Here is a 20,341-nt window from a genome sequence, read left to right as displayed (position 1 = left end):
GCAAGCCTGAGGTTTTTCTCGTGCCCGATATGAAGCTTTTTGCTGGTAACGCTACACCGGAACTAGCACAACGTGTTGCTAACCGCCTTTACACTAATCTTGGAGACGCGGCTGTTGGTCGTTTTAGCGACGGCGAAGTCAGTGTTCAAATTAATGAAAATGTTCGCGGTGGTGATATTTTTATCATCCAGTCAACTTGTGCACCAACCAATGATAACCTGATGGAACTGGTTGTTATGGTCGATGCGCTACGCCGTGCATCTGCTGGTCGTATTACCGCTGTTATCCCTTACTTCGGTTATGCAAGACAGGATCGTCGCGTACGTTCTGCCCGTGTACCAATCACCGCTAAAGTTGTTGCCGATTTTCTGTCAAGTGTAGGTGTAGACCGTGTGCTCACTGTCGATTTACACGCAGAGCAGATCCAGGGCTTCTTTGATGTTCCTGTGGATAATGTATTTGGTAGCCCTATTCTTCTGGAAGATATGTTACAGAAGAATTTGGAAAACCCAATCGTTGTATCTCCAGACATCGGCGGCGTGGTACGTGCTAGAGCTATCGCAAAACTCCTGAATGACACTGATATGGCCATTATTGACAAACGTCGCCCACGTGCGAACGTTTCTCAAGTTATGCATATCATTGGTGATGTTTCAGGTCGTGATTGCATCTTAGTGGACGATATGATTGATACCGGTGGTACTCTGTGTAAAGCAGCTGAAGCACTGAAAGAACGTGGTGCTAAACGTGTATTTGCATACGCAACACACCCGATTTTCTCAGGTAATGCTGTAGACAACATCAAAAATTCAGTCATTGATGAAGTCATTGTTTGTGACACTATACCTCTTTCTCCTGAAATCAAGGCGCTGAGCAATGTTCGCACCTTAACGCTTTCAGGTATGTTAGCTGAAGCTATCCGTCGTATCAGCAACGAAGAGTCAATTTCAGCAATGTTTGAGCACTAATTCTCCAATATTGGGTTTTAGCGTTCAACCATAATGAAAAAGTCACAATAAAAAATATAAGCCCCTGCAATGTAATTTGCAGGGGCTTTATGATTTTGGCAGGAAAGAAACCATCGATGCCTATGTTTATATTCTATCGCCAATCATAGTGGTGATTTCACGTAATAAAACGATAAAAATAGCCATCTAAAATAACTCACAATCTTCACGACAAAAGAGCAAAATTCTTTGGAATTTCACTCTTCTTAATGCCTAATTATCAAACTTGTTCACCATTATCAGCAATTAATTGCTCTAGGCTATTTATGGATAGCGGTGATTATCTCTGCGTGAATGATATTGTTGTTTTAACTGCCAGTAACGGTCTGCAACTTTTTCACGGCCGCCGATCCTTGCACCGACTAACCATACCATCGCACCGATAAAAATGCCGAATAAGGAACCATTGGTAATAAGTTCTGAAAGGCCTAAGTTAACAATATGAGAGAATAAGTTGACACCAATACTCCCGATCATCAACACCATTCCGATTCCCATGAAGACATTACCAAGAAGATGAGCGCTTTTCCGTTTCATATATACCTCCAGTACCAGTAAACTGATAAGCAAGCATGTGTAAATAAATTCGGTCATAATTTATATTTATGTAATGATTATAGTGCATTAAGTAAAATTTTTTGCGATAGACATCACAAGGAAGGAAGTTAGCAAGAATATCTGTACAAAAAGTGCTTTTTATCAAAAACCCAGAAAATCCGAATAGTTTATTCGGCAATTATAATCATAGTGACTTTTATCTATCACAATTTTGTACATCCTGTATTTCACAAGGTAAACTAAGGCATTATTTTCATAACTGATAGTGAAATCATCGCCGTGAGCAAAATTAAGTTAATTGTTGGACTTGCCAATCCAGGTGCTGAATATGCACAAACGCGCCATAATGCAGGTGCATGGTATGTTGATTTACTGGCTGAGCGCCATAATCAGCCATTGAAAGAAGAAGCTAAATTTTTTGGTTATACCGCTCGCATTAATATGAATGGTAACGATATCCGTCTGCTGGTTCCAACCACCTTTATGAATCTAAGTGGTAAATCTGTTGCCGCTATAGCTAATTTTTATCGCATCAATCTCGATGAGATCTTAGTCGCCCATGATGAGCTCGATTTACCACCAGGTGTGGCTAAAATGAAGTTAGGTGGCAGTAATGGCGGGCACAATGGGTTGAAAGATATTCAAAGCAAATTCGCCAATAACCCGAATTTTTATCGTTTACGCATTGGTATTGGTCATCCGGGTGATAAAAATAAAGTTGTTGGTTTTGTTTTGGGCAAACCGCCTTTATCTGAACAAAAGCTCATTGATGATGCGATTGATGAAGCAGCTAGGTGCACAGATATTCTCCTGGCTGATGGGATGGACAAAGCCATCAATCGTTTACATGGTTTTAAAGCAACCGCATAAGAGTTCATTTCATCCGAATCAACTTTTTGTGTATAATCAGCGCCAATTTCTAAACATTGGGTGCAGCGTGAGGCTGCCCCTTGCTATTAAGGTGAGAAACATATGGGTTTTAAATGCGGTATCGTTGGTTTGCCTAACGTGGGTAAATCCACCCTATTTAATGCATTGACCAAAGCCGGCATCGAAGCAGCCAACTTCCCTTTCTGTACAATTGAACCAAACACGGGTGTTGTGCCAATGCCAGACCCACGTCTTGATCAATTAGCTGAAATTGTGAAGCCACAGCGTATATTACCAACGACTATGGAATTCGTTGATATCGCGGGCTTAGTGAAAGGTGCATCCAAAGGTGAAGGCCTAGGCAACCAATTTTTAACGAATATCCGTGAAACCGAAGCCATTGGCCATGTTGTTCGTTGTTTTGAAAACGACAATATCATTCACGTTGCAGGCCAAGTTGACCCTGCCGCAGATATTGAAGTCATTAATACTGAATTAGCACTTGCTGACCTTGATACTTGTGAGCGCGCTATTCACCGTGTCCAAAAACGTGCAAAAGGCGGCGATAAAGACGCAAAAGCAGAATTAGAAGCATTAGAGAAATGTTTGCCGCACTTAGAGCAAGCAGGCATGTTACGCACATTAGATTTATCTAATGAAGATAAAGCGGCTATCCGCTACTTGAGCTTCTTAACATTAAAGCCAACCATGTACATTGCTAACGTTAATGAAGATGGTTTTGAAAATAACCCGTTCTTAGATGTGGTGTATAAAATCGCAGAAGCCGAAGGCTCTGTGGTTGTTCCTGTCTGCGCAGCGATTGAGTCTGATATCGCAGAACTTGAAGACGAAGAGCGCGATGAATTTATGGCGGATTTAGGTATTGAAGAGCCGGGTCTTAACCGTGTTATTCGTGCTGGATATCAGTTATTAAACCTGCAAACCTATTTTACTGCCGGAGTTAAAGAAGTGCGTGCGTGGACTATCCCTGTTGGTGCAACTGCGCCACAAGCTGCGGGTAAAATCCATACTGACTTCGAAAAAGGCTTTATTCGCGCGCAAACTATTGCATTTGATGACTTTATCCAATACCGTGGCGAACAAGGTGCTAAAGAAGCAGGTAAAATGCGCGCAGAAGGAAAAGATTACATCGTGAAAGACGGCGATGTGCTCAACTTCCTGTTTAATGTGTAAACCTATATTTTAGATTTGCACCCAACTAAAAAGTATCATTAATCAAAAAAACAGCATAATATTTAATTTATAAATATAATACTATGCTGTTTTCCCTCCTGTTATATCATAAAAACTCACTATTGGTTCTCCTTCTCTTTCTAAATAAATAGAATCTAGCTTACTTTCATAACAATTTGAATTTACAGGCTAACAAAGCCAAGTTAAAAAATATCAGACTAATGACCGCCCTAAGTCATATCTTAAAATAAAACATTATGGTAAAAAACGACACATATCCGTACTTGTTTACTACTCTGCAGTAACTCTCTTACTAGATATAAAGTAAGCTAGAAGAGCCCGTAACAAAAAATTTAAGCAGATAGAACCCTATAGTGTCTCGGCTATGGAGGTATAAATATTTAGATAAGTAAGGCTATTGATGTAATGATAAGAAGCCACACATCATCTCTGCTAGCTACTATAATGATTTAATTGTATTTTTTTGTAGATTTTTACTCCAAATGAGAGTATTAATTAATCACTTGATTTTACTGTCTTTTTTCTAAAGTCTTTCGTTTTTCAAATTACATAATCACTCCTTATGTGTGTGTTTTTGATTGAAATCAAGTTATTTTGTTACAATCTAAGAGGATTTATTAAAATTTGTTAATTTCAGATAAAAATACTTTTTTTTATGTCAAACCAAGCCTAATAAACTAACAAGCTAACTTCTAAATTTGATTTTAAAAAAATTGTTAAAAACTTTAAATGTTTATAACTTATTGTTAGATAAGAAAAACAACTGAATTGTAAAAAGTGTAAATATAGCCAATTAAATAGACTCTATTCTTTTTCGTGGTTTGATTTAAAAAATACTACTCATTATAATTGTAAGCACTTAAAGGGAATATATAAGAGCACAACAAATTATAAATTATTAAACTGAGACCTTGTTATTAATTATGAGTAAAGTTAATAGAGTCATATCCAAATATGAAACACAAGATAATCTATTTTCTATTTACTGTGGATTAGTTATAAGAAAAATACGTAAAGAGAATGGTATTTCTGCTTGTGAACTAGCAAAACAAGTAAATGTTTCACAGCAACAAATGTCACGTTATGAACGTGGAATAAATAAAATTAGTATTGATATGTTATTTAATTTAAGCGTAGCACTCGATTGTCCATTTGAAAGAGTCATTAAGCTTATTATTGCTGAAGTTCAAAAATCCCCTTCGGATGATGTAATTTCTTTAAAAAATAAGATATCAGCATCTGATACAATTTATTTTTATTAGTCCATTTAAATATATTTTATTTAAATATTTTTTTATTAAAAAAATGCATATAAATATTTATATGTATATCTATACTTATCGTTTGAGGAAAAAATGAAAAAAATTATTTTAGCAACTATGATTTCTGGTTTAATGAGTACATCTGCTTTAGCTGTTGATGCAGGGAGTGGAACGGTAACATTTTCTGGTTCTATTATTGAAGCGCCATGCTCTATTGCTCCTGGTGAAGAGAATCAAGAAGTTCCATTAGGCCAAGTATCTAATGTGACTTTAGATAACGGTGGTGAATCATCAGCACAACCATTTCAGATTAAATTAGAAGGCTGTAACCTAAAAGGTGATAATCAAGTTGCGGTAACTTTCAAGGGAACTGAAGCGGGGAAAGATACAGGTTATTTACAGATTACAGGTGATGCTACTGGTGCCGCAGTGAAGATCATGAATTCATCGGGTACTCAAATTAAAGTTAACTCTGGCGCAAAACAAAATTATGTTGAAGGGAATAACACATTAAAATTCCAAGCATCATTAATTGGACTTCAGTTAGTTGATGCGCAAAGCAAAGTTATTCCAGTAACACCAGGGAAATTCCAAGCAGTTACTAATTTTACATTAGCATATAATTAAATAAATTTTTATAAGATGCTATCTCACCACGGGGTTGATAGACCTCGTGGTGTATATTTTAATGGTTATAATATGATAACAAAGAAAAAAGAAGTTATTTTATCATTGTGTTTTTTTTTACTATTACCTTTTTTAAAAAGTGCTTCTGCAAATAACTCAATGGATCTGATAATGCAAGGTAGCATTATGGATACGGCATGTAGTATTGATACTGGTTCTTATGAACAATCCATTGATATGGGAATTTTACCACTATCATTAATACAGCAAAAAGGACAAGGACAAGCACATGATTTTTTTATTACATTAATTGGTTGCAAACTAACATCTTATACAGGTGAACCATGGAAAACATTTGAAGTTTCATTTGATGGGCCTGCTAATGGGGATTTTTTTTCAGTATCGGGGTCAGCACAAGGTATAGCACTATTATTAACTGATTCGAAAGGAGTACATATTTACCCAGGAAAAAAAACACTACCGAACGATATAAAAGCTGGGAAATATATTTTGAATTATCAGTTAAAAGTTATTTCAGATAAAACACCTTTACGTGCTGGGCAGTATCAAACATCACTGCGTTTTAAACTAGATTATTACTAAATAATAAATAAATTATTGTTAGATTTTAGGAATGTTTTATGTCTTCGTTACCTATTTATACACCAAAATTAAAATGGTTAAGTATTCTTATTGGATTAACAATCAGTTGTGTGACTTTAACTATCAATGCAGATAATCATATTGAATTCAATACTGATGTTTTAGATTTAGAAGACAAAAATAACATTGATTTAAACCAATTCTCTCGTGCGGGTTATATTATGCCCGGAGTTTATAACTTTACGCTAAAAATCAATAACGAACAAATATCTGACATTAGCATCCCCTATTATTCTGGTGAGTATGATCCTGATAATAGTCAGCCTTGTTTATCTCCAGAAATAGTTAAGCTACTCGGGCTTACTTCTGAGTCGCAAAAAAAATTAACATGGTGGCATGAAGGGCAATGCCTTAATGAAAACAGCTTACCAGGATTATTGCTGCGCGGTGATTTAGCTACGTCATCTCTATATGTCAGTATTCCACAAGCGTACCTAGAATACACATCAGAAAACTGGGATCCCCCTTCTCGCTGGGACAATGGAATATCAGCATTACTTATTGATTATAATGTGAATGCTAATGCCACTAATTCCTATAATGGAGGAGCAAATTCATCCTCAGTAAATAGTAATGGTGTTGCAGGTATCAATTTAGGTGTTTGGCGGTTTAGAGCTGATTGGCAAAGCCGCTATAACCATACAACAGGAAGCCAAGGACGTGACCAATCTGATTTCACATGGAACCGTTTTTATGCATACCGAGCTCTATCTGAATTAAAGGCTAAACTCGTACTGGGTGAAGACTATTTGGCTTCAAATATTTTTGATGGCTTTAGATTTATTGGTGCAAGCTTGCAATCTGAATTAAGCATGATGCCACCAAACTTGCGTGGATATGCCCCTGAAATAACAGGGATAGCACAAAGTAATGCTACAGTGACGGTCATGCAACAAGGACGGATACTGTATGAAACACAAGTTGCGCCGGGTCCCTTTCGTATCCAAAATTTAAGTGATGCCATAACAGGAACTTTAAATGTTGCCATTAAAGAGCAAGATGGTTCAATTCAAGAGTTTCAAGTTGATACCGCAAATTTGCCATATTTAACAAGACCTGGGCAAGTTCAATATAAATTTGCGCTAGGCCAGCCAACGAATACCGAGCGCCAAAGTGAAGGGGAAAATTTCATTACAGGTGAATTTTCTTGGGGTATTAGTAATGGTTGGTCTTTAATTGGCGGTAGTTTGAATAGCCAAAATTATAATGCGCTATCAATGGGATTTGGGCGGGATTTACTCGTATTCGGTGCACTTTCATTTGATGTTACTCAGTCTATCGCCCGTTTATCCGGTGAAGGGACATTAAGTGGGAGCTCATACCGAGTTAACTATTCTAAACGATTTGAAGAGTTCGATAGCCAGATACAATTTGCAGGTTATCGTTTTTCAGAACGAAGTTATATGAGCATGAGTGATTTCTTAAATACCCAACGAACAGGGCTACGCAATTATGGAAGCAAAGAGCTATACACTATATCTGTAAATAAAAATTTCCAGGATATAGGGTTATCATTATATTTAAATTATAACCATCAGACGTATTGGGATAAAAAAGATAATGATTATTACAGTTTAATGCTATCGAAATATATGGATATCGGTCCAATAAAAAATATGAGTATTAGCTTATCTGCAAATCGTAGTTTTTATAATGGTGTGACCGATGATAGCGCTTATGTATCATTATCTTTCCCACTAAGTAATGGGGCAAATGTTGGTTATTCGATGAATACAAGCCGCTATGATACGACTAATCGTGTTTCTTATTATGACCGATTGGATGATAGAACAAATTATCAGGTAAGTGCAGGTGCAAATCGAAAAGGTGGAACCGCAAGTGCTTTTATTTCACATCAAGGGGATAATGCTCGTTGGTCAGCCAATGCGAATCATATAAATAACCAATATAGTGCTTTTGGCCTTTCCACTTCAGGTGGCTTGACCTTAACAGGGAAAGGTACGGTTGCACATAGAATAAATAATCTCGGGGGAGCACGCATATTAGTTGATACTGATGATGTTCCAAATATTACGATTCGTGGTATTGGTGTTCCTGTTGAATCAAACCGATTTGGGAAAGCAGTTATTTCAGATGTCAGTAGCTACTATCGAAATAAAGCGCAAATTGATTTAAATAAGCTACCTGATGATATAGATGCCCAACAATCTGTTATTCAAGCAACATTAACTGAAGGTGCTGTTGGATATCGTTCATTTTCGGTTATTTCAGGTCAGAAAATTATGGCTGTTATCGTACTTACTGATGGTACTCATCCACCATTAGGAGCTCAAGTAACAAATCATAAAAAGCAAAACGTAGGGATTGTAGGTGATTTAGGTAATACTTATATAAGCGGTGTTCATCCTTCAGAAATAATGAATGTCACATGGGGTAAAAATATGTCATGTGAAATAATTTTCCCCTCTGAATTAATGAATCGAGAAATTCAAGATAATTTATTACTTCCATGCAACGAGGTAGTAAAAGCAATAGTCAAATGATTATTTAGTTTAAATAGATAAAAGTAATATGAAAGGTAATAACCAAATGAATATCAAAAAGACATTAATGAGTATTTTTTTAGGGCCTTTAACCCTAAGTGCTTTTTCAGAGGCTGCGGTATCATTAGATAGAACAAGAGTCATCTTTGATGGAGAGAACAAGTCAATCTCTTTAAATATTAATAATAATAATAAGCAACTTCCTTATCTTGCTCAAGGTTGGATTGAAAATGAAGAAAGTAAAAAAATAACATCACCATTAATTGTATTACCACCAGTTCAACGATTAGAACCAGGAAAATCTAGTCAAATGAAAATTGAAGCTCTACCCGATGTAAAAAACTTACCTCAGGATAGAGAGTCTTTATTCTATTTTAATATGCGAGAGATTCCACCTAAGAGTGATAAACCAAATACTTTACAGATTGCATTACAAACAAAAATAAAATTATTTTATCGTCCAGAAGCAATTGCACCACAGCAAAACAGTGCGCCATGGCAAGAAAAAATGCAGCTTGAAAAGAAAGGAAATCTTGTTTTTGCCAAAAACCCAACACCTTATTATATCACAATAATTAATGCAGGGGCCCATGCAAATACAGATGCGAAAGAATTTAATCCAATTATGATTGCGCCCTTTAGTGAGATCAATATTGGAATGACAAATGAGCAATTAGGTAATACCCCCGTGATTACTTATATTAATGATTATGGTGGTCGCCCCAAATTAACCTTTGATTGTAAAAATACAATCTGCTCTGTTATTACAAAAAATTTATTAAATAAATAGTAAAGGAATATAAAGCTAAATGGGGACATATTTATGAGCTCAAAAATATATCGTTGGTTACGTTCAAAATATATGGTCATTTCACTTTGCTTAGCCACAGTATTGCCGGCAATTGCTGACAATAATAATCTGTTCAGGCCTACAGATGGTTGGGAGGTTGATGGCCAGCATGGGGTTATCCATGTTTCAGGCTCTTTAACTGAAAACCCATGCGAATTAGCTATGAAATCTAGTAACCAATCCGTTTCGCTAGGAAATTTATCATTTAGTGATCTAAATTCTTCTGAGCAAGTGATGCAACCTATTCCATTCCAAATTGAGTTGTTAAATTGCTTGCAAGTTCAAACTGAACTTCAAAATTTCCAAACTGGAAAAACAGTATGGAGTAGCACACAGCCTGCGGTCAAAATCAAATTTTTAGCGGCAAGTGAACCTGAACATTCAAATATTATTCAAGTCAACGGGGCATACGGCTTTGGGTTGCAAGTAGCAAATTCAGCAGGAGAAATATTACCAATAGGTAAAGAAAGTAACCCAACGTTAATTGCATCGGGCCAAAATAGCCTAATTTATTATGTCTCAGCTATAAGAACGTCCGGTCCACTCATACCTGGTGCTTTTTCTGCTTTAATTGCTTTTGAAATGCTATATGATTAACGTCATAGCATCACGATAATAATTTATAAAATTGATAGGTAATAGCGTAATGCTAAAAAGTAAAAATATTTATTTTTTTAAAATAATGATGCTAGCTTTACTATTTATAATTAATAATAAAACTAGTGCAAGTCCATTAAATCCTAACAGTATATACACCACAAGTAAGTTACATAATCTTATTAATGATGCATACTATACTATACCAAAAACGTTAGGCCCTTATTTTTTATATATTCCAGATGAGATAAAAAACAGCACGAATACTGAGTGTAATATTACAGTTATTGCGACTGGACGCTCATCGACAGGCTCTATAACCTCTATGGAAACACCAAGTATTTCTCTACTAGTTGGATTTAGTAGTATATATAATGTAGGTGTTGTTAAATACTATTCAGTTACACGAAACACACCTAAGCACTGTAGTGAAGTATTACCCGACTTCGGCGTTAAGTTTGGTCAGTTTGATGTTAGATATATAAATTTCTTCGATTACCATGCATCAGCAACAGGTTATGCTGATACATGCTTACAAATAATTGTGAATGGAAAAGATGTAGGAACAACCTGTTCAGTTAATGTCCCTGAGATCCCAGTATTGCCTTCTTGCAATGTATCTATGCCATTGACGATATCTCATGGCAATGTCAACTCAAATAATATAAATGGAAATATAGCAAAAATTAATGGGGATATATCGTGTACTGGCGATATGAGTGCCACATTTCAATTTTTACCTGAAAATGAAGTTGATTTATTACATGGTGTAAAAAGTCAATTAGATGTATGTGTCTCAGGAAAATGTATGTTGAATAATTTAGTTCAAGCGGATATTAAAAAAAATACAAACTTAACCTTTTCCGTTAGTTCAACTCTATCTTCATTAGGAAATCCCGAGCCAGGTTCGAGGGTAGGAAATGCTATTTTATCTATTGTAATTAATTAAAAAATTAAATCTAAGTTACTTGAAATTAATTTATTTGATTTATCGATTGGAGTATAAATCATTATGATATTTTTAACTCAAATAATAAAAAAAAGAACACTTTTACTATTTGTAATTCTCACTAACATACTGATTATTTTTTTTAGTAGCTTTTGTCTTGCCGAAACCTATACATTAACAATTAAAGTGGATGTTATTGAAAGCACTTGTGATGTGTATGGTGAAAATGGCCCTGGACAACCTATTGAAGTCTCATTTGGTGAAATAAATCTACACGGATTTACCAGTGAACGTTATACAAAAAACATTGACTATCATTTGGATTGCGGAAGTAAATCATCCAGTAATCCAAATCTTAAATTAAAGCTTGAAAGCTCTAGTGCAAGCTTTAATACGGATTTGCTTGAAACATCTAACCCTAATTTAGGACTAAAAATTCAAGCAGATAATACGCCTTTATTACCTAATGAATATCGTAATTTTACTTACTATGCACAGCCAGTATTAACGGTGTCCCCAGTTTTTCATGAAGGGAAAGAAATTGAACTAGGTTTATTTACCGCTTCTGGAATATTGAAAGTGGAATATCAGTAATAGTTTGTTTAGCTTTCAAATGATTATGCACGGTCGAAATTTTTATCGTGAAGGTAAGGTTTATCTACATCATCCCAAGCCAATCAAGTCAGCTTCACCTATAACGCTCTTTGGCATATTATCCAAAAAAGGGAAATACGACTTTATGTCACTTTATAGTAGTCATTGAGAAGTAAATTTATTGTATGAAATTATTTAACTTTAATAAAAGTACGCTATTTTATTTGATGGATTTAATTAAATGAATATACCGCGAGTACAAAATAAACCATTAAATATAAAAATACTATAAATCAATAAAGCAAAATAACGGTTTAATATATAACACCACAACTTAATGTTAGATCGTTCTAAGTACCGTAAGATTATTGAAACAGCATAAAGTTTGGGTGGTTGCCTTGATTTTATGCTGTTTTTCTATTATTACCTTATCGCAAGGCTAATTTGCGTTCCTATCTTCTATAATCATCGCTGCTGCGCGTTCTGCAATCATGATCGTTGGGGCATTTGTGTTTCCACTTGGAATTTCAGGTATCACAGAACAGTCCACGACACGTAAGTTTTCGATACCATGTACACGTAACCGCAAGTCAGTCACTGATGTTGTAGTATCCGTTCCCATACGGCAAGTTCCCACAGGATGGTAAACCGTTTTACAAAAATTTCGGACAAACTCTTCAAGTTGAGCTTCATCATGGCGCACCGACGCTGGCGGCATTAGAACTTCTTTGCTTAATACTTGTAATGAAGGGCAATCCAATACTTCCAGTCCAAATTTAACTGCACGTTTGCAACCTTCCATATCTTCAGGTGACGCAAGATAATTAGCATGTATCTTTAGTGGTGCTTGTGGGTCTGCGCTGCGCAATAAAACTTCACCACGAGACTTAGGTTGTAGGTACCCGACCTTTAAAGAAAAGCCGTGGGCAGCGGGTAGAGGTTCGCCAGGAACATCATCCCAACTATCTAAAATAGGTAAAAAATGAATTTGTACATCAGGACGACCTTGGCTGCAACTGTCTTTAAATGCAGCGCCTTCTAAAACATTAGAGGTGAGCAGTCCACTGCGAAATGCTATCCACTCTACCCCGTGTTTAATCGCATTTAGACCTTGGTCTGCGCCGAATAAGCTAATTGGTTGCTTAGTCGTGACGTTAATTGACATATGTAGGTGGTCATGAAAATTTTTGCCAACAGGCAGATTCACATGAGTATCAATCCCCAACGAAGATAGGTGCTCCTCTGGCCCGATTCCTGACAGCATCAATAATTTTGCAGAGCCCATCGCACCAGAACAAACCAATACTTCGCAACTAGCGAATGCCTCAACTTCATGGCCATTTTTCCCTTGATAAGCAACACCAATCGCGCGGCCATCGCGAATTATAATACGGTTCACTTGAGTGCCAAGCTTTAATGTCAACTTATCATTCTTTTCCACTGATTTTAAATAGGTTCTTGATGTACTGGCTCTTTCTCCATTATGCGTTGTCGTCTGGTAAAAGCTTGTTCCTTGCTGGCTTTCTCCATTAAGATCATTGAGATAAGGAAGACCATGCTCTTGTGCTGCACGAATAAATGCCATTGATAATGGGTGCCGATATCTATTTTCACTGACAGGAAGTGGGCCTTCTGTTCCATGATATTCCCCTGTCAGGCTTTCATTGTTCTCTGCTTTTTTAAACCATGGCAATACATCCGCATATCCCCAACCTTCACAACCATAGTTTAGAGCCCAATTATCATAATCTTGTTTCTGTCCTCGGATATAAATCATTCCATTGACAGAACTACTTCCCCCCAATACTTTCCCTTGGGCAATTTGCATTTTACGGTTATTAGCATGAGGCTCTGGCTCAGTTTCATAAGGCCAGCTTTTTTGGGCGATAATTTTCGCTACACCTGCAGGCATACGAATAAACAAATGGTTATCGCTATCGCCCGCTTCGATAAGTAATACTCTAGATTGCGTTTCTTGGATCAACCGAGCAGCAAGAACACAACCGGCAGAACCCGCACCTACAATAATATAATCATATTTTACTGCGCTCATTTGTCACCCCGCCAAATAAAATAAACAATTTATTTTCATTTGCTTAACAATAGCGCCTTTAATTCATTAATGTATGAACAATATTCCGCATATGTGATTTAAATCAAAAATAATTTCTTATGTAATTATTTTATAATCTCAATAGATTCTGTTTATTAAAGAAAATTTTTAATTAAGATAAATATTTAAACCTTAGCAATATTCATTAATAAATGAATATTTTTGGGCGGTTTAATGCAAGACTTAGCAATACAGGACTAACTGCCTCATCTTGCCCTATTGGCCTTTAATATAGTTAACGCCAAATCATGCCATGCTTTGGCACGACGGCTTTGGTGGTGGTTTTTTACTGTCGCTAAAGCAATATCGTAAGCCAATATTGGCTCAATAACTGGAATAACGGATAATCCCACTGAACTGGTATTCTGCCACATACTATCTGGCAGTAGCGTTACCCCTACCCCGGCTCTTACCATGGCAGTTACCAAATCTAAATGGCTACTGCGTCCGGAAATAGTGGGCTTTTTGCCATAAACACCGCAAGCACTGACAACCAGTTCATTAATTAGAAAATCATCAGAAAAGAAAATAAAAGGCTCATCGACTATTTCACTAAATTTAACAAATTCACGGATCGCGAGTGGATGTTGTTTGCTGACTAATAGCATTAATCGGTCCGTTGAAAAGGGGTGTACTTCAAAGCGGTCATCAGCAAAAGGTAACATCACCGCGGCAGTTTCAACTTCACCATTTAACATTGCCTCACGCATTTTTCGGGTACCTAACTCAAGAATTTTCAGTTCCACCTGTGGGTAACGTTGGCTAAAAGCCATAATAATATCAGCAAAATAAGTCGATGCTATCACCGGTGGTAGCCCCACAGGTAGTACCCCGGATATAGGGCCCGACCTTTCCTGTAACGCTTTTTTCATACTGCTAAACTGTGAAAGAATTTGCTTTGCATGAGCCAATAAAATGTCCCCTTCCTCCGTTAATTTAACGCCATCGACTTCCCTAATCAGCAAGGTATAACCAAGCTCATCTTCTAATTTTTTAATACTGCGGCTAATCGCCGGTTGCGTTACAAATAAACTTTCTGCCGCACGACTAAAACCATTGAGCTGTACGACTTCAACAAAATAACGTAATGAACGAATGTCCATTCCACCCCCTATGATTTTTAGTTATAGATAGAATGAGTTTAAGTGATTTCCTTTAAAGCACAATAAACGATAAAAATAATTCAATTTAGAATTATTAGCTAAGCAATTAATGGAGATCAGCATGATGAATAAGACGGTTATCGAATACGTATTGGACAGACTTTACCAAATCGGTATTCACGATATTTTTGGTGTTGCTGGTGACTACGCATTCCCTATTGAAGATGCAGTATGTGAAAGTGAAAATATGCGCTGGATTGGCAACTGCAATGAACTTAATGCTTCATATGCTGCAGATGGCTACGCCCGCGTGAAAGGTGCAGCAGCATTATCGACGACTTTTGGTGTCGGCGAACTTAGTGCTTTAAATGGTATTGCAGGCGCTTATGCCGAACATCTTCCCATTTTTCACCTTGTTGGTATGCCAGCAAGTGGGGTTCAAAAAAACCACCGTTTAGTTCACCACACTCTAGGAAATGGTGATTTCGATGTATTTTATCAAATGAGCCAACACTTAAGCTGTGCTCACGCTATTTTAACGCCTGAAAACTGTATTGCCGAGACAGAGCGCTTAATTACAAGCGCTTTACAAAAATCTCGACCCGTTTATTTAGGTTTCCCTTCTGACTACGCTGTTATGCCAATTAAAGCAGATAAAACATCTGAAACTATCACTATAAATAAAAGTCATAGCGAGTCATTATCAGCTGCCGTTACAGCTATTGTCGAAAAGCTCACATCGAGTACAAAAGCCTGCATTATTCCTGGAATTTTAACAGCACGTTTCGGCTTAACGACTGATGTTGAGGCTATTATTCAGAAAACTGGCCTACCCTATGCCACTATGTTTATGGATAAAGGGGTCTTAAGCGAATCTAACTCTCGATATATGGGGATTTATAACGGAAAACTAATGAATCCTGAAGTGAGAGAATTTGTCGAGAGTTGTGACTGTGTTATGGGGATCGGTGCAGTATTAACGGACTTCAACTCCGGCAGCTTCACGGCAGCTATTGCCCCTGAAAGCTGTATTAACATTCTTTCTGACCACGTGAAAGTGGGCTCTGCTATCTATCCAAATGTATTGATGAAAGATGTGTTACATAAATTAAAAGAACTTGTGCCCTCACTGAACCATGTTGGGATCAAAGCCCAAGGTTTAGGATCTCCACAACAAGGTGAAAATGGCCAAATTACTGCCTCATATTTGTACCCTCGCCTAGAAAAAATGTTCCGTAAGGACGATATTATTATTGCAGAAACGGGAACTGCATCCATGGGGTTAGGTTTTGCTTTATTACCTGAAAATGCACAGTTTCATAACCAAACCTTGTGGGGCTCTATCGGTTGGGCCACTCCTGCTGCATTTGGTGCAGCAATAGCTGAGCCACACAAACGGGTGATTTTAGTAACTGGAGAAGGTTCTCACCAACTCACTGCCCAAGAGATTAGCCAGTTTGCCCGTTTTGGCTTAAAACCCATTATTTTTGTCCTAAATAATGACGGCTATTTAATTGAGCGGCTTTTGTGTAAAAACCCTGAAGCCTATTACAACGACTTACCCCAATGGAATTATGCACAGCTTCCTGCCGCATTAGGCTGTACAGATTGGTATTGTCAGCGTGTTACCAACTGTATTGAATTAGACAATGCGATTAAACAAGCCGAGCTATCGAACCATGCGGCCTATATCGAAGTGATCATGGATAGATATGCGGCATCTGAGCTTGCTGAAAAGCTTGGTAAATCAGCAGCATCTTTATATTCATTTTAAATTGACAAATTATGGCAGCCATAGCGCTGCCAATGTATTTATGATTCAAATACCAGCCCTACATCGTCCCGTGATTGATGCAATATTTTTGAAACAATTAATGCTAATTCAAGCAATTCATTACATTTAGCATGGCTTTTAGTGCCAATTTGCTCACGAAAGAATGCAAACTCATAGACCATATGATTGATTGTTGTATCCCGAGATACGCTGGATATTTCCCCGTCAATGCAAACCTCGACTGACTGGCAAAGACTTGGAGCCCCCTTGATACAAATATACCCTTTGGTACCTTGAATAATAAAGTAACCAGGGCTCGCCGAATCTTTCGCTCCCACGCACGATGCAACTGAACGCCCAAAATGGGCGGTTAATATCCCTGATGTATCAATTCCATTAAACCCTTTATTACAAATATAATGGCTACTATCGGGTGCTCCCATCAAGGCCGATAACAAATAAATGTTATATAGATTAATATCATAGAGTGCACCGCCTGCTTGCTGTGGGTCAAAAGCGGCATGAATACGGCCTTGTAAATAGTCATTGTATCGACTTGAATATTGGGAGTAATTACCGTGAATTACTTTAATTTCACCAATTTTATCAATATGTTGTTTGATAAAATGAAATTCAGGAGTATGAATAGACGTAATGGCTTCAAACAAAAAAAGCCCTCTAGTCTGTGAAATGGAAATTAACACCTGCAATTGTTGCCAATTTGGTGTAAACGGTTTTTCGCATACCACATGTTTGTCGGCCATCAATGCATCAAAGGTATACTGAAAGTGCAAATGATTTGGCAAACCTATGTATATCACCTCAATATCAGGGTCTTGCAGGAGTTCTTGATAATCAGTATACAACTTTGCTATACCAAATTGTTGGCAAATAACCTGCCCCTTTTCAATACTTTCCGCCCGAACACACAGTGCAACTAGCTCTATCCCCTGCACCTGTATTAAGGCATCAAGAGCCGACATGATTATTTTTCCAGAACCGACCAGCGCGAGTTTCATCTCTGTTATCCATTAAAGAAAGTGAATTTCATTCTGCCATAAGGCTCATTATTTAAGAAATGCCTTCGATGCTTTTTTGATAACCTCTGCCATTTCCGAATTTTTCCCTTAAAAATTCAATAAAAATGACGCATTTTTCCGTTGAAGGTTCTTTTATTTATTGCTGGTGGCTGGTGTACGAATCAATTTCACTAGGTGAACCAAATAACCGCCATAAATGACGATTAGCTTCCCATTTACAATCATTTCTATTCGCGTTGTCATCAAAATTTTCTTATTTTAGATTTCCTATAACCAATTGTTTTATATTAAAAATACTTCACTTTCATTTTTATCACTGAAAAATACCTTTTTAAAACCCTAACTCACCTCACAATTTATTAACAACTCTCTTGAATCATTTTTTATTATTCTCCATGCTAATTTTATTAAATAAACCAATGGTTTATTGTATAAACCAGCCGAGGTTAAGATGAAAGAGAATATTGTCACTGCCGTTGATGATGCTTTATTGTTATTGATGCTATTAGGTGAAAAAAACAATCTTGGGTTAAGTGAACTTGCACGCTTATCTGGCATGAATAAATCCAAGGTATACCGCTTATTATGCACATTGGAAAATCGCCATTTCGTACAAAAAAATGAAAATCCGGTTACCTATCATTTAGGCCATCAATTATTAAGCTTGGGGAATTGCGCTCGCCAACAAATTAACTATATCCAAGTCGCAGAGGTTGAAGCAGAGCAACTACGTCAACGTTTTGATGAAAATATTCAAATGCGTATACGTGACAACGATGAAATTTTACAAGTTCTTCATAAGCCATCAGGACAATCACTTCAAGTGCGCAGTGAAGCTGGTAATCGCCGACCGTTAGGATCTGGGGCTTCAGGCAGAGTGCTATTGGCTTACTCACCTAAAGATGTTCAAGCACATTTTATTGAAAAGAACCCCTCTATTGAAAAATCTATTGTAACCATACGCTCACAAGGTTTTGCAATTACCCGAGGTGAATTAACCGCAGGTATTGGTGCGATCGCCGTACCTATCTTTTCACAACATGGGGAATGCATTGCTTCGCTGAGTATTAGCTTACCTCTAAGCCGTTTTTCTGATGAAAAAGAACAAGATATGACTGAGCAACTGCTTCTGTCTGCTTTACGTATATCGAGGCAGCTCGGTTACGACTCATAATTAATACAATAAAAGAGACAACATCATGCAACCAACAAACAGCACAATACAAAGCCCATCTTCACCACCAGGCTGGCAAATGAACCCGGTTTTAGTAATGTTAACTATAGTTATCATTGCCTTTTTAATGACTTATTTTGTTAATTCAGGCCAATATGAGCGTGATGGCAAAAAAGTCATTCCTGACTCTTACCAAACTATCACTAAAGACATTACGTTAGAGCAATTATTAGGCACTGAGAAATCGGAGGAAGGTACTGCCGCTCCTGTCAGTTTGCCTCAACTATTTAAAGCGATCCCCGAAGGAATTGTTAAGCAATCGCCACTTATATATATGGTGCTATTCATCGGAGGAATGTTTGGTATTCTCAATAAAACAGGGGCTATAGAATCAGGGCTAGAGCGATTGCTCCATGTTACCCGAGGCAATATCTACTTGTTAATCCCTTTCTTAATGATTGTATTTTCCATGGGAAGTACCTTTATGGGGTTGGCCAAAGAGTATCTTTTGGTTATTCCCATGGTTATAGCCTTAGTGAAACGCGTTGGGTTGAATGAACTTATTGGGCTTGCCATTGTAGCTATTGCGGTTAAGGTAGGATACCTCGCCTCCATCACCAACCCATATGCACTTTCTATCGCACAACCGCTTGTTGGTTTACCCGTGTTTAGTGGTTTAAGTATGCGAATTGCGGCGTACCTTATTTTTATTACACTCGGTATTTTATTCGTTTTCTATAGCATTCGTAAAACGACACTCACAAACTATGTGGTTGAAGAACATAATCAAACCACACAATTAACCCATCGCCATAAACTTATGTTAATTGTCTTAGCTATCGGTGTTGCATTTTTAGTCTATGCCTCTAATCGCTGGCATTGGAAAAATAATGATTTATCTGCTTACTATTTATTCTTAAGTGTCATTTTAACTTGTTGTAGTGGTTTGACCGCAAGTGCCGCCGCTAATGCATTTGTCAGTGGAATGAAAAAAGTCCTCATCGCAGGGGTGTTAATTGGGTTAGCGACTGCTGTCGAAATTATTCTTTCTCAAGGTAAAATTCTTGATACCATTATTCATCAATTAGTTGGGCTTGTCGGTAATCACGGTCCTTATGTTTCATCATATAGCATGTTTATTTCCCAACTATTATTAGACATTGCTATTCCATCTACTTCTGGGCAAGCCGCTGTCACAATGCCAATTTTAGGCCCCGTTGGTGAAATTTCTGGTGTTTCCCCTCAAACAACGGTTTTTGCATTTTTAATGGGTAATGGGCTAACCAATATGATCACACCAACATCTAGTGGGTTATTGATCTTTTTAGCTACAGCCGGTGTCAGTTGGACCACCTGGGCAAAATATATTTTACCGCTTTTTATCATTTTTATGGCAATCAGCATTGGTTTACTGAGCGTCGCCGTTACCATAGGGTATTAG

At 37.2% G+C, this 20,341-nt stretch carries 18 protein-coding genes; 14 read left to right on the top strand and 4 right to left on the bottom strand.

Annotated features, from left to right (window positions below; genetic code table 11):
* Nucleotides 1–20: 20 nt before the first annotated feature.
* Nucleotides 21–968 carry a ribose-phosphate diphosphokinase gene (gene prs / locus SJ312_RS03480; RefSeq protein WP_004910604.1) on the top strand — a complete coding sequence of 316 codons (948 nt, stop codon included), beginning with the start codon at nt 21–23 and terminating at the stop codon, nt 966–968.
* A 303-nt stretch (nt 969–1,271) separates the two neighbouring features.
* Here prs and ychH read toward each other — a convergent pair whose 3' ends face one another.
* Nucleotides 1,272–1,544: a stress-induced protein YchH gene (ychH, locus tag SJ312_RS03475; protein WP_004910602.1), complete on the bottom strand. Its 273-nt coding sequence runs from the start codon at nt 1,542–1,544 to the stop codon at nt 1,272–1,274.
* Nucleotides 1,545–1,844: 300 nt separating this feature from the next.
* Here ychH and pth point away from each other — a divergent pair, with 300 nt between their 5' ends.
* The 10 genes from pth to SJ312_RS03425 all read left to right on the top strand — a co-directional run bounded on the left by pth (nt 1,845) and on the right by SJ312_RS03425 (nt 11,696).
* The gene (gene pth, locus SJ312_RS03470) at nt 1,845–2,435 is read left to right on the top strand and encodes an aminoacyl-tRNA hydrolase (protein WP_110591647.1); all 591 of its coding nucleotides are present in this window, start codon (nt 1,845–1,847) and stop codon (nt 2,433–2,435) included.
* Nucleotides 2,436–2,537: 102 nt separating this feature from the next.
* Nucleotides 2,538–3,629, top strand: a complete 1,092-nt coding sequence (gene ychF, locus SJ312_RS03465; RefSeq protein ID WP_094962511.1) for a redox-regulated ATPase YchF — start codon at nt 2,538–2,540, stop codon at nt 3,627–3,629.
* A gap of 944 nt (nt 3,630–4,573) precedes the next feature.
* Nucleotides 4,574–4,912, top strand: coding sequence for a helix-turn-helix domain-containing protein (locus SJ312_RS03460; RefSeq protein ID WP_004264112.1), 339 nt, complete (start codon nt 4,574–4,576; stop codon nt 4,910–4,912).
* Between the two features lie 93 nt (nt 4,913–5,005).
* Entirely contained in the window at nt 5,006–5,539 is a 534-nt protein-coding gene (locus SJ312_RS03455) for a fimbrial protein (protein WP_094962509.1), read from the top strand.
* Nucleotides 5,540–5,611: 72 nt separating this feature from the next.
* Nucleotides 5,612–6,142, top strand: a complete 531-nt coding sequence (locus SJ312_RS03450) for a fimbrial protein (RefSeq protein WP_036958688.1) — start codon at nt 5,612–5,614, stop codon at nt 6,140–6,142.
* Nucleotides 6,143–6,180: 38 nt separating this feature from the next.
* Nucleotides 6,181–8,706 (top strand): outer membrane usher protein, encoded by a 2,526-nt coding sequence (locus tag SJ312_RS03445; protein WP_110591646.1) that lies wholly within the window; start codon nt 6,181–6,183, stop codon nt 8,704–8,706.
* 28 nt (nt 8,707–8,734) lie between these two features.
* On the top strand, nt 8,735–9,496 hold the full coding sequence (locus SJ312_RS03440; RefSeq protein WP_136135199.1) for a fimbria/pilus periplasmic chaperone: 762 nt from the start codon (nt 8,735–8,737) through the stop codon (nt 9,494–9,496).
* A 33-nt stretch (nt 9,497–9,529) separates the two neighbouring features.
* Complete coding sequence (locus SJ312_RS03435; RefSeq protein WP_319866955.1) at nt 9,530–10,153, top strand: fimbrial protein; 624 nt, start codon at nt 9,530–9,532, stop codon at nt 10,151–10,153.
* A 49-nt stretch (nt 10,154–10,202) separates the two neighbouring features.
* On the top strand, nt 10,203–11,102 hold the full coding sequence (locus SJ312_RS03430) for a hypothetical protein (RefSeq protein ID WP_319866954.1): 900 nt from the start codon (nt 10,203–10,205) through the stop codon (nt 11,100–11,102).
* Nucleotides 11,103–11,165: 63 nt separating this feature from the next.
* Nucleotides 11,166–11,696, top strand: a complete 531-nt coding sequence (locus tag SJ312_RS03425; RefSeq protein WP_110591643.1) for a fimbrial protein — start codon at nt 11,166–11,168, stop codon at nt 11,694–11,696.
* A 439-nt stretch (nt 11,697–12,135) separates the two neighbouring features.
* On the opposite strand, the gene SJ312_RS03420 is transcribed toward SJ312_RS03425, so the two are convergent.
* Both SJ312_RS03420 and SJ312_RS03415 read right to left on the bottom strand, forming a co-directional pair.
* On the bottom strand, nt 12,136–13,749 hold the full coding sequence (locus SJ312_RS03420; RefSeq protein WP_319866953.1) for a GMC family oxidoreductase: 1,614 nt from the start codon (nt 13,747–13,749) through the stop codon (nt 12,136–12,138).
* A gap of 266 nt (nt 13,750–14,015) precedes the next feature.
* The gene (locus SJ312_RS03415; RefSeq protein ID WP_004264091.1) at nt 14,016–14,912 is read right to left on the bottom strand and encodes a LysR family transcriptional regulator; all 897 of its coding nucleotides are present in this window, start codon (nt 14,910–14,912) and stop codon (nt 14,016–14,018) included.
* 124 nt (nt 14,913–15,036) lie between these two features.
* On the opposite strand from SJ312_RS03415, the gene SJ312_RS03410 reads away from it, so the two are divergent.
* The gene (locus SJ312_RS03410; protein ID WP_319867235.1) at nt 15,037–16,686 is read left to right on the top strand and encodes an alpha-keto acid decarboxylase family protein; all 1,650 of its coding nucleotides are present in this window, start codon (nt 15,037–15,039) and stop codon (nt 16,684–16,686) included.
* Nucleotides 16,687–16,724: 38 nt separating this feature from the next.
* Here the strand turns inward: SJ312_RS03410 and SJ312_RS03405 are convergent, their stop codons facing one another.
* Complete coding sequence (locus SJ312_RS03405; RefSeq protein WP_319866951.1) at nt 16,725–17,705, bottom strand: Gfo/Idh/MocA family oxidoreductase; 981 nt, start codon at nt 17,703–17,705, stop codon at nt 16,725–16,727.
* Between the two features lie 472 nt (nt 17,706–18,177).
* On the opposite strand from SJ312_RS03405, the gene SJ312_RS03400 reads away from it, so the two are divergent.
* Both SJ312_RS03400 and SJ312_RS03395 read left to right on the top strand, forming a co-directional pair.
* Nucleotides 18,178–18,900: an IclR family transcriptional regulator gene (locus SJ312_RS03400; RefSeq protein ID WP_153673480.1), complete on the top strand. Its 723-nt coding sequence runs from the start codon at nt 18,178–18,180 to the stop codon at nt 18,898–18,900.
* Nucleotides 18,901–18,925: 25 nt separating this feature from the next.
* Nucleotides 18,926–20,341, top strand: a complete 1,416-nt coding sequence (locus SJ312_RS03395; protein WP_050763789.1) for a YfcC family protein — start codon at nt 18,926–18,928, stop codon at nt 20,339–20,341.

It is taken from the genome of Providencia sp. CIM-Carb-044 (assembly GCF_033901115.1).
Classification (GTDB): Bacteria; Pseudomonadota; Gammaproteobacteria; order Enterobacterales; family Enterobacteriaceae; genus Providencia; species Providencia hangzhouensis.
Note: the sequence above shows the minus strand (reverse complement) of the source record. Positions and strands in the feature narration are given on the sequence as shown.